Consider the following 14,275-nt stretch of genomic DNA (forward strand, 5'->3'; position numbering starts at 1 on the left):
ACCGCCCGGCCCGCGCCGCGTTCCGGTTCGGTCGGGACGGAGGATTCCGCCGCCGGCGTGGCCGAAAACCCCGAACTCCCGTCGCCGCGACACGAGATCGCGGCGCGGCGCCCACTGGAAATACTTGGCTGAGCACAGATAAGCTCCCGGAAGGGGGCGAATGGGTGAAGAAGGCCGGACGCCGCCGCCGGAACCGTGGCGCCGTCACATCCGATCGATCCCACGGTCCGGCAACATGTCAAGCGTGTCGCTGTTCCGCCGGTTGACTGCCGCCCGGCGTGGACGTGCGTGGCAGTGTCCGGTGGTGCCGCAGTGATGTCGAGGTCAATCACTCCTGGAAGGAAGTGCCGTGGCACCGGTGCTGGTCGGACTCGAAGGTCTGCTGGCGGGGGAGCGCATCCCGGTCCTGGACACCCGCGTCACCTTTGGGCGCAACTCGGAGAACACCGTCGTCATCTCCAGCCTCAGCGTCTCCCGCTTCCACGCGGAGATCGTCTTCGACGAGGACAAGGGTTACGTACTGCGCGACCTGGAGAGCAGCAACGGCACGCTGGTCAACGGGGAGGAGGTGGAGTCGCGGCTGCTGCAGCCCGGTGACGAGATCACCCTGGGCGACCAGGAGTTCCGCTTCGAGGTGGCGGACGCCATGGAGACGCTGATGGCGCTCTCCCTGCCCCGCTCCGTCACGCACGCCGGGCAGCAGAGCGAACAGGGTCCCGTACTCAAGGTCACCGTCGCCGGCGGCGGCCCTGTCGGGCTGTCCCTGGCCCTGCTCCTCGAGCATTTCCTCGGACCCCAGGTGAAGATCACCGTCTACGAGGGCAGGTGGCGCAAGCAGGGCCGTACCGTCGTCTGGAAGGGACAGGACGAGGGCAACGTACGGCGCCAGCAGGTGGTCACCGTGCAGAGCCGCCAGTACCTCGCCTGGCCCGAGGAGGTACAGGCGCGCCTCTTCGACCCGGAGCACTACACGGAGATGTGGCCCTCCGGCCCGGACTCGGTCGGCGACCACAGCCCGCGCAACATGCGCATCGCCTACATCGAGGACCGGCTGCTGGAGCTGGCCAACGAGAAGCGGGACCGGATACGCCTCATACCCGCCCGGTTCGACGCGGCGCAGGAGCAGGAGGCGCTCGCCTCCCAGCACGTGCTCGCGATCTGCGACGGCGGCCGGTCGCGCACCCGGGACCACTTCGCCGCCCGGTTCGGCAAGGCCGACGAGTCGATCTACTCCCTCGACGGCCGCCACCTCCAGGACGTCGTCCTCGGCCTGCGCGTGAAGTCCGGCCTGACCGACCCCATGGCGGTCCTGCTGACGGTCGCCCAGAACCGCTTCCTGCTCAACTCGCTGCGCGGCGAGGGCTTCCTCAACATGCGGCTGACCGACGCCGAGGCGGCCGAGGTGATCGGCCTGGACCCGGTCCGGCGCGTCTTCGAGGAGTGCATCGCCTCCCGGCCGTGCCTGATGGACCGCGACCAGTACGGCGACTTCCAGTGCTCGACCCACGGCACGCTGTTCCTGCCCGCCCTGGTCAAGGGCTCGGCCCTGTGGCGGCGGGTGCAGGAGGGGCTGCTGCTGTACGGCGTCGAGGCCGACGACCTGTCGGCGGTCACCAGCTTCCGCCTGGACATGGTGCAACGCCCTCGTTTCTCGGCCGAGTTGCTGCCCCCCACCACCACCTCGCCGGGTACGTACGGCTTCCTCCTGGGCGATGCCGCCAACGCGATCCACTTCTGGCCGGGCCGCGGCCTCAACAGCGGCCTCGCCTCGGCCATCTCACTGGCTCGTTCCCTCAACGGGGCGTGGAACGGCAGGTCGTTCCGGGACGCGGACTTCCTCCGCCACGAGGCGGCGATGTCGATGCTGCAGTACCGGCACAAGAGCCGGGCCTGGAAGGCGATGGTCACCACCGACGACCGGGGCGTCACCTGGGCGATCAAGGACATCATCGGTCACGGCATCGACGGGATCCCCGAGGAGCCCGACCGCGAGGCCGACACCAAGACGCTGCTGGAGCGCATGCAGGCCATCCGCGACCGGCTGGCGCCCCGCCTGCCCGGAATGCCGGACGACGAGGCGATCCTGGAACGCCTGCGCACCCTGCAGCCCGCCACCCTGCGGATGCTCGTCCTCAGCGGTGCCTGGGACACGCTGACGATGGGCGGCGAGGAGGTCGACATCGACATCTTCTACGGCCAGGACTCGTCCGCGGCCGCCGCGGCCGTGGAGGCACTGGAACCGGCCGCCCAGGCCCAGTAGGCACCTCAGGCATCCCGCCCGCCGGACTGCCCGCCGGCGGGCGGTGCCTGCCTCCGCCCTTGTCAGGTGTGCGGGCGGTGGCCCTTCTCCTGACGGGGGTAGGTCTGGTCGTTCTGCGGGAGCGTCGGCCTGGGGAGGGTGGCGACCTCCTCCTGCGCCTTCGCCAGCTGCTCGGCGGTGTTGTGGGGGAGCCGCGGCGGGCGCGGGCGGGCGTCGCGGAAGCGGAAGGCCGTGGTGAGGTCGCCGAAGGTCCGCCGGCGCCAGTCGCTGACGTTGGGTTCCTCGACGCCGGTGAAGCGTTCGAGGAACTGGAGGGCGGAGGTGTGGTCGAAGGCCTCGGAGGCGACCCAGCCGCCGACGGTCCACGGGGAGACGATGATCGCGGGGACGCGGAAGCCACCGCCGATCGGCAGGCCCCCGACGAACTCGTGCCGCGTGCCGGCCGGCGGGGTCGGCGGCGCCACGTGGTCGAACAGGCCGTCGTTCTCGTCGTAGTTGAGGATGAAGGCGGTCTTCCGCCACACCTTCGGGTTCGACGCGATGGCCTCGATCTTCGACGCCACGTAGTCGGCACCCGCGGCCGGCAGGTGGTCCGGGTGCTCCGACTGGTAGCTGGTCGGGCAGATCCACGACACGGTCGGGAGCCGGTCGCCCCGTGCGTCGTCCTCGAACGTGCCGTGCGCCTGCGGCCGTACCCCCCGCTCGTACAGGTCGGAGCCGGGCCGCGCGTTCCTGAACGACGCGAACTGCTCCAGCAGGTTCGTGCCGTAGTCGTCCTCCTCCTGGTACACCTTCCAGCTGATCCCGGCGGCCTGGAGGCGCTCGGCGTACGTCGTCCAGCGGTACGGCGTGGGCGCCGTGTTGCTGATGACCGGGCCGCCCATCGCGCCGCCCGGGTCGATCGAGCCGGTCATCCACATCAGCCGGTTGGGCCAGGTCGGGCCGAACACCGAGCAGAAGTAGTTGTCGCAGATGGTGAAGGTCTCCGCGAGGGCGAACTGGAAGGGGATGTCCTCGCGGGTGTAGTAGCCCATCACGTAGGGGCCGTTGACGCCGTCGGCCTTGCGGTGGGCGGGCAGCCACTGGTCCATCTTGCCGTTGTTCCAGGCCTGGTGCTGCACGGACCAGGCGTGGCTGGTGGAGGGGATGGCCTGGGCGCTCGACCTGTGCGTGTCGAGGTGGAAGGGCAGCAGGTAGCCCTTGGGGTTGACGGCGTCGGGCTGGTAGAAGACGGACCGCCCGTCGGCCAGCTTCAGCGCGTGCGGGTCGGCGAAGCCGCGGACGCCGGAGAGAGTGCCGAAGTAGTGGTCGAAGGACCGGTTCTCCTGCATCAGCATGACGACATGCTCGATGTCGTGCAGGGAGCCGGTCCTCGGCGGCCCGGCGGCGACGGCCTTCTGGACGCTGGGCGGCAGGAGGGAGAGGGCCGCGGCGCCGCCGATCGCGCCGGCGGCGGAGCCCAGGAGTCTGCGACGGGTCAGTTCGGCCATGGCTGCTCCTTTCGCGGGCCCTCCGGCAGGAAGGCCTTTGCGGGAGTGACGGCAGACCCGGCCACGAGGACGGGCCGTCGTTCACTGTGGGCCCCGGGCGGTGCGGTGCGTCAGGTGCGGCTGGTGAACTCCGGGCCAACGCACGGAAGGAATTTACCGAGTCGTGACGTCCAAAATCCGCTGGACGCACGGGTGTTGCCGAACGTTGAAGAACGATGGCTGCTACAGGGACCAACGGCCTCCGGACGGCGCGCAGCGCAGTGTGGATACGGCCGGTGACGGCGGACCCCATGACGGGCGCTCAGTACTCCTTGTTCGCTGCCGCGCATCTCCCCGCAGGTCCGGCGCGGCGTCGGCCGCCCCGCGCAGGTCGTCGGCCACCGATTCTTGATCCATGTTTTACGTGCCCCGGGGAACTGGAACCCGTGCTGGAGGAGTCTGACGGACAGTGGGGCCTGTCGAGGCCGCGGAGCGAGACGAGTGAGTGGGGCAGGGCGTGGGACGGCGCAAGGGCGGCATAGGTATCGCAGTCGGTACGGTCGCAATGCTGGTGGGTGTGACCGCCTGTGGCGGCGGGGGCGGCAGCGACAAGGCGAGCGGGGACGACGCGAAGGCGTCCGGGAAGCCGAGCGCGAGCGCCTCGCCCAGTCCCACGAAGCCCGCGGGCCCGCCGATGCTGCTGGACACGATCACCCCGCAGACGGGCACCACGGTCGGTGTGGCCATGCCGATCTCGGTGATCTTCACGAACCCGGTGGCGGCGAAGGCCCGGGCCGACGTCGAGAAGCACATGAAGGTCAGCACCTCGCAGCCGGTGGTCGGCGCCTGGCACTGGATGGGCGACCGGCGCGCAGACTGGCGGCCGAAGACGTACTGGCCCTCCGGCACGAAGGTGAAGATCGACGCCGACATGACGGGCGTCAGCAACGGCAACGGACGCTACGGCGTGCACGGCTACACGCACACCTTCACGATCGGCGACGACGTGCGGGCGGACGTCTCGGTGACCGGCCACACCATGAAGGTGACCCGCAACGGCCAGACGGTACGCACCCTGTCGATCAACGCGGGCAGTGCGCAGTATCCGACGTGGGACGGCACGATGGCCGTCATCGACAAGCAGGAGAAGGTCCACATGACCTCCTGCAGCGTCGGCATCAGCTGCGACAAGGGCAGCCCCAACTTCTACGACCTGACGCTGCCGTGGGACGTCCACCTCACCCAGTCGGGAACCTACGTGCACTACTCGACCGGCGACCCCAACCCGGGCAGCGGCAGTGCCCGCGGTTCGCACGGCTGCGTCCACCTGTCCCTGTCGGACGCCAAGTGGTTCTACGGCCAGGTCAAGCAGGGCGACCCCGTCACCATCACCGGCTCGCCCCGGGGCAAGGCCCCGGCCGACAACGGCTACGCCGACTTCAACCTGGGCTGGGACCAGTGGCTCACGGGCAGCGCGTCAGGAGAGCAGACGTCCACGGCGCTCTGACCCGCGGGGGGAGGGCAGCCGGTTCTCCTGCGGGAGGGGCGGCGGGCCCTCCCGCCGGGGCCGGCCGAGGACGACCCCGGCCAGGACCAGGACGAGTCCGCACAGTTGCTGAACGGTCAGCACCTCTCCCGCGACCGCCGTGCCGAGCAGGACGCCCGTGACGGGGTTGAGCAGTCCTATCAGCCCGACCGTTCCGGCGGGCAGGTGCCGCAGCCCGGTGAACCAGGCGACGAACGCCAGCGCGGTGGCGATCAGCGAGACGTAGCCGAACGCGAGAAGCGCCGGTGCGGACAGCGCGGGCGGCGGGCCCTCGACCACCGCGGCGACCGGGAGCAGGAAGAGGCCTCCCGCCGTGAGCTGCCAGGCGGTCGAGGCCAGCACGTCGGTTCCGGCGCTCCACCGCTTGGTCAGGACGTGCCCGAAGGCCGACACCAGCATGGCGGCGGCGGAGGCCAGGACTCCCGGGAGGCTCGTGCCCTCCACTCCGGTGAGCAGCATGAGGCAGACCCCGCCGAGTCCGAGCACGGCACAGGCCAGTTGGGCGGCCCGGGGCCGCTCGGACACCAGGGGCCAGGCCATGAGCATCATCGTCAGCGGGGACACGGCCATGACGGTCGAGGCGACGCTCGTCGGAAGCAGCTGGGAAGCCGCGTAGACGAGGACGAAGAACACGCTCATGTTGAGCAGCCCGAGCACCGCGGACCGCCACCACCACGCGCCGCGCGGCCGCTGCCTGCGCAGGGCCAGCAGGACGAGCCCCGCGGGCAGCGCCCGCAGGGCGGCCCCGTAGAGGGGGAGGTCGGCCGGCAGGAACTCGTGTGTCACGTAGTAGTTGGCACCCCAGGCCACCGGCGCGACCGCGGTGACCGCCACCCAACGCGAATTAGCTTCCATGGAAGCCAATATAACTTCCCGGGAAGGTATTGTGGATACATGAAGCACGGTGAACCCATCGACCGCGTGGCCCGCATCCAGGCCGACTGGCGCCGCGAGCGGCCCGACGTCGACATCGGCCCGCAAGGGGTGATCGGCCGGCTGCACCGTCTGGCCGGCCGGCTCACCGAGGAGCTCTGTCTCGTCTACGGCCGCTACGGCCTCGGCGAGGGGGAGTTCGACGTCCTGTGCGCCCTGCGCCGTGCGGGGGAGCCCTACGAGCGGGCACCGGGCGAGCTTGCCGCGCACACCATGGTCACCACCGGCGCGATGACGAAGAGGATCGACCGCCTCGAACGGGCCGGACTGGTCACCCGCCGCCGCTCCGACGACGACCAGCGCGGCCGCATCGTCACCCTCACCGCACCGGGGCGCGAACTCGTCGACCGGGCCTTCACCGACCACATGCGCAACGAACGCCGGCTGGTGGACCTGCTGACCCCCGCCGAGGCCGAATCGCTCGAAACGCTGCTCACCACCTGGCTGGCCCGCCTGGAGGATCCGCACACGCCCGGCGGCGAGTGACCGGCCCCGGACATGCGGTCACGGTCACCGGTTCACTCGGAGGGGTGAACCTCCCGCGCGCACGGCAGGGCTCGTTCCACAGTAGAGGCCGGGGAGCGGGGGACGCGGCAAAGCCGTGATCGGCTCGTCGTCCCCCAGCGCGCCAGGCACTCCGACATCCGGCTGGCGGCCGATCACCTCCTGGCGACCGACCCGGCCGCGGCCCTGGAGCTGATCGGCAATGTCACCTTCTTCTGGGTCTGCTCCGGCTACCTGTACGAGGCCCGCCGGTACCTGCAGACGGCGACCGTACCGGCCGCCCGGGACCAGGACGAGACGTGGGTGCAGGGACTGTGGAGCCTCGGGCTGACCCTCACCCTCCAGGGCGAGCAGGCCGCGGCGCACGAGACGGCCGCCGCGTGCCGGCGCGCCGCCGAGGCGGGCCTCGACGCCGAAGGGCTCGGGCGGGCCGCCTACCTGGACGGCCTGCTGCACCTGCCGCCGACGAAGTCGCCCGCCCCGACGCGCCCCGCCGTCGGCAGGGCGCGCCGGGGCCGGTGCTCAGCTCAGGGCGAAGGCCTGTGCACCGGAACCGTTGCAGTCCCAGATCTGCAGGCGGGTGCCGTTGGCGGTGGCGCCGCTGGGGGAGTCGAGGCAGCGTCCGGACTGGGGGTTGAGGAGGGAGCCGTCGGCCTGCTGGACCCATTTCTGGCCGCCGACCCCGGTGCAGTCCCACAGCTCCAGCTTCGCCCCGCCGGCCGTGCCGTTGCCCTCGATGTCGAGGCACCGCCCGAGGGTGGACAGCGAACCGTCGGGGTTGTGCGTCCAGTGCTGGTCCTCGGCGTAGGTCTGGCAGTCCCACAGCTGTACGGCGGCCCCGTTCGTGCCGGTGTCGTCGGCGGCGACGTCCACGCACTTGCCGCCCGGACCCGTGATCGTCCCCTGCGGGCCGTTCGGCACGTCCGTCTCGCCGCTGTAGCCGACGGAGACGATGTTCGCCTGCACGGCGTTCTCGGCGGCGTCGGTGGGATAGCCGGAGACCATCACGCCCTCGAAGAAGGTCCCCCGGTTCCAGTTGCTGTTGTCGCCCCCGATGCCCAGGATGATGCCGCCCTCCTGCTGCATCGGCTGGTACCCGCCCCGGGTCGGCAACGCCCCGTCCCACCAGGTGGACAGCGCGCCGGACCGGGAGTCACCGCCCTTGAGGGCGTACCGGGTCTGCCCGTTGTTCTTCAGGGCGGCGGTGACGAAGGTGGAGCTGTTGCCCCGGTTCGCGGTGTTGGAGCCGTTGTCGCCCTGGAACATGCCGTTCTCCAGGTCGGCCTCCACCCACGGGCCGTTCCCGGTGCACGGCGCGAAGTAGCAGGTGGTGGCGATGGACACGGCGTCCATGTGCCCGTTGCCGGTGTCGGCAGGGGTGCGCTCGGCGTTGCCGTAGTCGAAGCAGCAGGCGGATCCGACATGCGTGCCGCTGGCCACCATGTAGGCGCCCTCGGGCCGGCCGCCGACGGCGACACCCGAGGCGACACCGGTGTAGCGGTAGCCCACTCCGGGCGAGATCCAGAGTCCGTACACCTTGTGGCCGCCCGCGGTGACGGCGATCTCGGACGCGTCGGCACCCCGGTCGGCACCCATGCCGGAGGTGCCGGCGGGCCCGGGCGTGAGGTCGTTGTGCCGGCCGCTCTGGTCGTAGATCTTCGTGACCCGGCAGCCGCCGTCGGCAGCGCAGAAGGTGTCCTGGGCCGCCGCGTCGGCGTACCCGCCCTGCGTCAGCGGCCCGATGTCGGCGGTGGCCCCGTCCGAGACGCGGGTCACCTGGTACAGCGGACCGTCGTAGGAGGAGAGCAGCGCGCGGGTGACGCTGTGCGCGGCCACGCACGGGGTACCCGCCGCGGCGTAGATGTCGCACGGCAGCGAGCCGGCGGCCTGTGAGGCGGCCGGGAACCCGAGCAGCAGCCCGAGAGCGAGTCCGAGGGAGGCCAGGACGGCCACCACCCGCGGCCTCCGCGTCCAGATACTTGGCGAGTTCATGACATTTCGGGACAGGGATCCGGGCATGCACGTCCCTTCGAGGCTGGAGTGGGGGAGGCCGCACCGGGGTGCGGCGGCACAGCTCTCAGATCGGCTCGGCCCGGAACTTACGCACGCTGTTCGAGTGCGTCAATATTTGTTTCCTTTTTTGGTTCAGACCAAGCCTGCGGGGTGGCGGTTGCAGGAGCACAGAACGCCCGTGTGACAGCGCCGTTCCGGGGCAGCCGGTTGTGGTGGGAGGTGGTCACGTCCAGGAATTCGCTTCGGTGAATATCCGAGGGTGGAACCTCTGATTGCGGAACGGGGAGGCAGCGTGTCCAGAGCCGCACCTGACGGTCTCTGTGAACCCGCCCCGGCCACCCCGCCGGCGCCGGTCGTCGAACTTCCCCGGCAGGTCCGCGAGGAGCTCGTACGCCGGCTCCGGCGACGGCGACGTCCAGATCGTCGAACCCCCGCTGCTACCTGGCCGCCACCATCGGCAAGGTCTTCTTCCCCGGCGCCTCCCCCGCGGCCCAGGTGATCTCCTCGTTCGCCACCTTCGCGGCCGCTTTCGTCGTACGGCCCCTCGGCGGACTCTTCTTCGGGCCGCTCGGCGACCGGGTCGGCCGGCAGAAGGTGCTCGCCACCACCATGATCATGATGGCGCTGGGCACCTTCGCCATCGGACTGATCCCCGGCTACGCCACGATCGGCATCGCCGCGCCGGTCCTGCTCCTCGTCGCCCGCATGGTCCAGGGGCTCTCCACCGGCGGCGAGTACGGCGGCGCGACCACGTTCGTCGCGGAGTACTCACCGGACCGGCGCCGTGGCTTCCTGTCCGGCTGGCTCGACTTCGGCACGTTCGTCGGCTACGCCCTCGGCTCGGCCCTGGTCACCGTGCTGAACGTGCTCCTCACCGACCAGCAGATGCTCAGCTGGGGCTGGCGCCTGCCGTTCCTGATCGCCGGTCCGCTGGGCGTGATCGGCCTCTACATGCGGCTCAGGCTGGAGGAGTCCCCGGCCTTCCAGCAGCAGCTCGACGCACACGAGAAGAACCTCGCCCAGGAGTCGGCGCACGGCGAACTGCGGACCATCGTCACGCGGCACTGGCGCGGGCTGCTCGTCTGCATGGGCCTGGTGCTGCCGTACAACGTCACCAACTACATGGTCACCGGGTATCTGCCGACGTACCAGACCGAGACGCTGCACCGCTCCAGCGGCTCGGCCGACCTCCTGGTGCTGATCGGCATGGTCTGGATCGTCGTACTGATCACCTTCGTCGGGCGGCTCAGCGACCGGATCGGACGGCGTCCCGTCTACGGGGTCTCCGCGGCCGCCGTGATCCTGCTCGCGTGCCGTCCTCCCAGCTGATCGAGATGCACGGCACCTGGCCGCCCGTCCTCGGCGTGCTGCTCCTCGCCACCCTGCTGGCCTGCTTCGCCGCACCGAGCGCCGCCACCCTCCCGGCCCTGTTCCCCACGGCCGTCCGCTACGCCGCGATGGGCATCGGCTTCGCCATCGCGGTCGCGGACTTCGGCGGCACCACACCACTGGTGACCGCGGCCCTGGTCAACGTCACCGGCGACGACCTGATGCCCGCCTACTACCTGATGCCGGCCGGCGCGATCGGCCTGCTGACCGTCCGCTTCCTGCCGGAGAGCGCCCAGGTCCCGCTCGACGGCTCCCGCCCCATGGTCGGTTCACGCGCGGAACAGCGCCGGCTGATCAACACGTCGAGGGAGCTCTACGTCGCCTGCCTGCGGGACCGGGCGGGTGTCAGGAGCTCAGAAGGCGGTCCGGGCCGAGCGGGACCTCGTGGAGCAGCAGGCGGCTGCGCGCCTCCCCTGCCCCGAGGTCGGCCTTGAGCCGGTCGACGACGGTCTCGAACTCGCGAGCGTCGGCGCGGGCGACGCACGTACGGTCGACCCGCCGCGCTCGCCTTCCTGCTCCTGCTCTGCACGGCGCTGTGAACAAGCTGCGGCAGTCGGTCAGGTGACGCGCTCGAGGCGGGCCGGTGATCCCGCCGTCTGACTGCCTTCGTCTCCGAGCGCCAGGGTGTCCGCCCCGTCCATGGACAGGGTGTAGACGTTGCCGGGCCTGCACACCACACCCAGCGAAGAATCCGTGGGGGTACTGGTGACCGCCTGGAACACCATCGACGTCCCGTGTGTCTCCTGCAGCCGCAGCGTCTCGGTGCAGCCGATGTCGTCCCCGCTGCCCGCCTCGGTCACATGGCTGACCTGCCGGCCCACCAGATCTCCCCGCTCGGCGGCATGCAGGGTGAGGGTCACGGACACCTTCGTCGTACGGGCGTTGAACACGCCGTCGCCCGCGGTGCTGCCGGGGCCGGTGCCCTGCCAGGTCCCCACCCAGGACGCGGGCAGCGCGTTCGCCGCGGCCGGGCCGGACGAGGACGCGGACGGAGAAGCCGTTGCCGGCGGAGACGTACCGTCAGCGGCCTTACCGTCCCCGGATCCGCCCCACCAGACCGCCACGGCGACGGCCGCCGCGACGACCGGCACCCCGACGGCCACGATCGCCGTCCGGGAGCGCCCCGACCCGCTCCGGGGGGCACGGGGACGGGTGCCGGTCCCGGCCGGAGGACCGTATGCCGGCGGCGGACCGAACCCCGGCGGCGCGGGCGCGATCCGCGGCGGGACGGCGGCGGTCGACGCCTCCAGCAGGGCCCGCAGCTCGGCCTCCCGCGCGGCGAGGTCCTCGGCCAGACCCGGCGGCGGGACGGTGACCCACTCCGGGGAGCCGGTTCCGAGCCGCTCCAGCAACTCCTGCGCGGTGGGCCGGGACTGCGGTGCCTTGTGAAGACAGGCCGCCAGGACCGGCAGCAGGGACGGCGGCACGCCGTCGAGCCGGGGTTCCTCGTGCACGATCCGGTAGAGCAGCTGCGCCGCCGAGGGCTCCTCTCCACGGCGCAGGAAGGGCCCTGCACCCGTGGCCGCGTACACCAGGACCGCCGCCAGCGCGAAGACGTCGCCGGGCTCCGCCGCGGCCCCGCCCGTGACCTGCTCGGGAGCCATGTACCCGGGCGAGCCGATGACGCCGCCCGTGCGGGTGTGGCGGGTGTCGTCGGCGGCCCGGGCGATACCGAAGTCGATGAGCAGCGGACGGCGGCGCCCGAGCAGCACGTTGGACGGCTTCACGTCCCGGTGCGCGAGCCCCGCCCGGTGCACGGCCAGCAGACCCTCGGCGAGTTCGGCTCCCAGGGCCAGGACCGAGGCCTCGGGCAACGGTCCGTGCCGGTGCACCCGGTCGGCGAGGGTCGGCGCTGCGACGTACTCCGTGGCCAGCCACTGCGGCCGCTGCCCCGGCGCGCTGTAGTCGACGACCGCGACCGTCCACGGCGAACGGACCTGGTCGCTGCTGGCGATCTCACGCGCGAACCGCTCCTCGAACCCCGGATCCAGGCCGAGTTCGCTCCGCACGGTCTTCAGCGCCAGCGGCCGGCCGGAGGAGGTACGGGAGAGGAAGACCTGACCCATGCCCCCTTCCCCGAGCCGCGCCAGCAGCGGGTAGCCGCCGACGGCGGGCGGATCCGTGGGATCGAGACTTCTCATGAACGTCTCCGGGCGGTGAGCGCGTCGTGACCGGGCGGCCCACCACCTGCGCACGGAGCCCCCCTTGGCATCCGCGTGGACATGGCCTGCGGTGAGGTATTCATATCAGTCGGTGCGGTGCGTACGGGGAAGCCGGGCACGCGGAGGTGCCGTGCGAGCCCTGGGCCCGCACGGCACCCTTCCCGTGCGCCGTCCGCTGCTCGCGGACGGGGTCAGGCCTTGTCCTGCATGGAGCGTCGTGCCGGACTGCCCTGTTCGGCGGCCTTGGGGTCCTTCTCGTCACCCTTGGCGCGGACGCCGTCGGCGATGCGCTTGCCGATCGTCTCGTCGATGTTCGACCAGTACGTGAACGCGCGCTGGAGGACCGGGTCGGTGACGCCGTTGAGCAGATGCCCCACGACGTTGTCGACCAGACGGTCGCGGGCGGCGTCGTCCAGCACCTCCCGGACCATGGTGCCGGGCTGGCCCCAGTCGTCGTCCTCGGGATGGGAGACGTACGCGGCGCGGACGATCTCGCCGTCCGCCTCCCAGGTGGGCGGCGGGCCGAAGCGGGCGGGGTCGGCGACGGGGCCGCCCTTGGAGTTCGGGGCGTACACCGGGTCGGACGTCTTGCGGTAGGCCATCGCGCCGTCCTTGGAGTACGTGTGGACGTCGACGACGGGGGCGTTCACCGGGAGCTGCTGGTAGTTGGCGCCGATCCGGTGCCGGTGGGCGTCCGCGTAGGAGAACAGCCGGGCCAGCAGCATGCGGTCGGGGCTGGGGCCGATCCCGGGAACGAAGTTGTTCGGCTGGAACGCCGCCTGCTCGATCTCGGCGTGGTTGTCGGTCGGATTGCGGTCCAGGGTCATCCGTCCGACCGGGACGAGCGGATAGTCACCGTGCGGCCACACCTTGGTGAGGTCGAACGGGTTGAAGCGGTAACCCGCGGCATCCGCGTACGGCATGAGCTGCACGTACAGGGTCCAGCTGGGGAACTGGCCGTCACGGATGTGCTCGAACAGGTCGCGCATGTGGTAGTCCGTGTCGACGGCGGCCATCTGGTCCGCCTCGTGCTGGGTGAAGAACTCGATGCCCTGGTCGGTCTTGAAGTGGTACTTCACCCAGAACCGCTCGCCCTTGGCGTTGATCCACATGTACGTGTGCGAGGTGTAGCCGTTCATGTGGCGCCAGGTCCGGGGGATGCCTCGGTCGCCCATCAGCCAGGTCACCTGGTGGGCCGACTCCGGGGAGAGCGTCCAGAAGTCCCACTGCATGTCGTGGTCGCGCAGGTTGCTGTCCGCACGGCGTTTCTGGGACCGGATGAAGTGCTGGAATTTCATCGGGTCCTTCACGAAGAACACCGGCGTGTTGTTGCCGACCATGTCGTAGTTGCCCTGGCTGGTGTAGAACTTCACCGCGAAGCCGCGGGGGTCGCGCCAGGTGTCCGGACTGCCCCGCTCACCGGCGACCGTCGAGAAGCGAATGACCAGGTCGGTGCGGGTGCCGGGCTGGAAGAGGCCTGCCATGGTGTAGGCGCTGACGTCCTCGGTCACCTCGAAGTGACCGAACGCGCCGCTCCCCTTGGCGTGCGGCTGGCGCTCGGGGATCCGCTCCCGGTTGAACTGTGCCATCTGCTCGATCAGATAGGCGTCCTGCAGCAGGATCGGTCCCCCGGGCCCCACGGTCAGCGAGTGCTCGTCGCTCTCGACGGGGGCACCGGAGTCGGTCGTGGTGAGGGGTGGCTTCTGCGTCATGACTCTGCCTTTCTCCGCACGGAGCAGTGGGTGCCGGTCCTTGCGGGGCCTGGGGTCCTTGCGGGGGCCGCCGACCGGTCGGGACACCCGTGGCCGTGCCCCTGAGTGGCGGGTGACCCGGCGTGAGCGAGACAAACACCGAGCGCCCCGCGCCCGGTGCCCGAGCCGTGTGCCGAGGGCCGCCCGGCCCGGCTCTCCGGCATCCAGCCTGGTCCCGGCGGGCCGGAGCCGCCACTCGGGGCCGGGGACGCTTTTTCGGGGAGAGCGGCAGCCGGTCGTGTCCCCGG

8 protein-coding genes and 1 pseudogene are annotated in these 14,275 nt (G+C 71.0%); 4 read left to right on the top strand and 5 right to left on the bottom strand.

What is annotated here, in order from left to right:
* Nucleotides 1–349 precede the first annotated feature (349 nt).
* Nucleotides 350–2,260 carry an FHA domain-containing protein gene (locus ACZ4UV_RS32400; RefSeq protein ID WP_390035448.1) on the top strand — a complete coding sequence of 637 codons (1,911 nt, stop codon included), beginning with the start codon at nt 350–352 and terminating at the stop codon, nt 2,258–2,260.
* Between the two features lie 62 nt (nt 2,261–2,322).
* Here the strand turns inward: ACZ4UV_RS32400 and ACZ4UV_RS32405 are convergent, their stop codons facing one another.
* Nucleotides 2,323–3,750, bottom strand: a complete 1,428-nt coding sequence (locus tag ACZ4UV_RS32405; RefSeq protein ID WP_467842663.1) for an alkaline phosphatase family protein — start codon at nt 3,748–3,750, stop codon at nt 2,323–2,325.
* Nucleotides 3,751–4,294: 544 nt separating this feature from the next.
* Between ACZ4UV_RS32405 and ACZ4UV_RS32410 the strand changes: the two genes are divergently transcribed.
* On the top strand, nt 4,295–5,236 hold the full coding sequence (locus ACZ4UV_RS32410; protein WP_351491482.1) for a L,D-transpeptidase: 942 nt from the start codon (nt 4,295–4,297) through the stop codon (nt 5,234–5,236).
* On the opposite strand, the gene ACZ4UV_RS32415 is transcribed toward ACZ4UV_RS32410, so the two are convergent.
* The gene (locus ACZ4UV_RS32415) at nt 5,207–6,130 is read right to left on the bottom strand and encodes an EamA family transporter (RefSeq protein WP_467842666.1); all 924 of its coding nucleotides are present in this window, start codon (nt 6,128–6,130) and stop codon (nt 5,207–5,209) included. The genes ACZ4UV_RS32410 and ACZ4UV_RS32415 overlap by 30 nt on opposite strands.
* Before the next feature lie 39 nt (nt 6,131–6,169).
* Between ACZ4UV_RS32415 and ACZ4UV_RS32420 the strand changes: the two genes are divergently transcribed.
* Nucleotides 6,170–6,694 (top strand): MarR family winged helix-turn-helix transcriptional regulator, encoded by a 525-nt coding sequence (locus ACZ4UV_RS32420; RefSeq protein WP_467842669.1) that lies wholly within the window; start codon nt 6,170–6,172, stop codon nt 6,692–6,694.
* Nucleotides 6,695–7,234: 540 nt separating this feature from the next.
* Here the strand turns inward: ACZ4UV_RS32420 and ACZ4UV_RS32425 are convergent.
* Nucleotides 7,235–8,704, bottom strand: coding sequence for an arabinofuranosidase catalytic domain-containing protein (locus tag ACZ4UV_RS32425; RefSeq protein WP_451017061.1), 1,470 nt, complete (start codon nt 8,702–8,704; stop codon nt 7,235–7,237).
* Between the two features lie 313 nt (nt 8,705–9,017).
* Between ACZ4UV_RS32425 and ACZ4UV_RS32430 the strand changes: the two are divergent.
* Nucleotides 9,018–10,455, top strand: a pseudogene (locus tag ACZ4UV_RS32430) (MFS transporter); the annotation flags it as partial.
* A gap of 216 nt (nt 10,456–10,671) precedes the next feature.
* Here ACZ4UV_RS32430 and ACZ4UV_RS32435 read toward each other — a convergent pair.
* Together ACZ4UV_RS32435 and ACZ4UV_RS32440 are read right to left on the bottom strand one after the other, a co-directional pair.
* Complete coding sequence (locus ACZ4UV_RS32435) at nt 10,672–12,255, bottom strand: serine/threonine-protein kinase (RefSeq protein ID WP_467842672.1); 1,584 nt, start codon at nt 12,253–12,255, stop codon at nt 10,672–10,674.
* A gap of 212 nt (nt 12,256–12,467) precedes the next feature.
* The gene (locus ACZ4UV_RS32440) at nt 12,468–13,988 is read right to left on the bottom strand and encodes a catalase (RefSeq protein ID WP_451017059.1); all 1,521 of its coding nucleotides are present in this window, start codon (nt 13,986–13,988) and stop codon (nt 12,468–12,470) included.
* Nucleotides 13,989–14,275 lie beyond the last annotated feature (287 nt).

Source organism: Streptomyces sp. NPDC028289, assembly GCF_055565975.1.

Excerpts from the sequence above, each read along its gene's own strand:
- ACZ4UV_RS32405 (WP_467842663.1), bottom strand. The coding sequence starts at position 3,750 with ATGGCCGAACTGACCCGTCGCAGACTCCTGGGCTCCGCCGCCGGCGCG.
- ACZ4UV_RS32435 (WP_467842672.1), bottom strand. The coding sequence starts at position 12,255 with ATGAGAAGTCTCGATCCCACGGATCCGCCCGCCGTCGGCGGCTACCCG.
- ACZ4UV_RS32410 (WP_351491482.1), top strand. The coding sequence starts at position 4,295 with ATGCTGGTGGGTGTGACCGCCTGTGGCGGCGGGGGCGGCAGCGACAAG.
- ACZ4UV_RS32420 (WP_467842669.1), top strand. The coding sequence starts at position 6,170 with ATGAAGCACGGTGAACCCATCGACCGCGTGGCCCGCATCCAGGCCGAC.
- ACZ4UV_RS32425 (WP_451017061.1), bottom strand. The coding sequence starts at position 8,704 with ATGAACTCGCCAAGTATCTGGACGCGGAGGCCGCGGGTGGTGGCCGTC.
- ACZ4UV_RS32440 (WP_451017059.1), bottom strand. The coding sequence starts at position 13,988 with ATGACGCAGAAGCCACCCCTCACCACGACCGACTCCGGTGCCCCCGTC.
- ACZ4UV_RS32415 (WP_467842666.1), bottom strand. The coding sequence starts at position 6,130 with ATGGAAGCTAATTCGCGTTGGGTGGCGGTCACCGCGGTCGCGCCGGTG.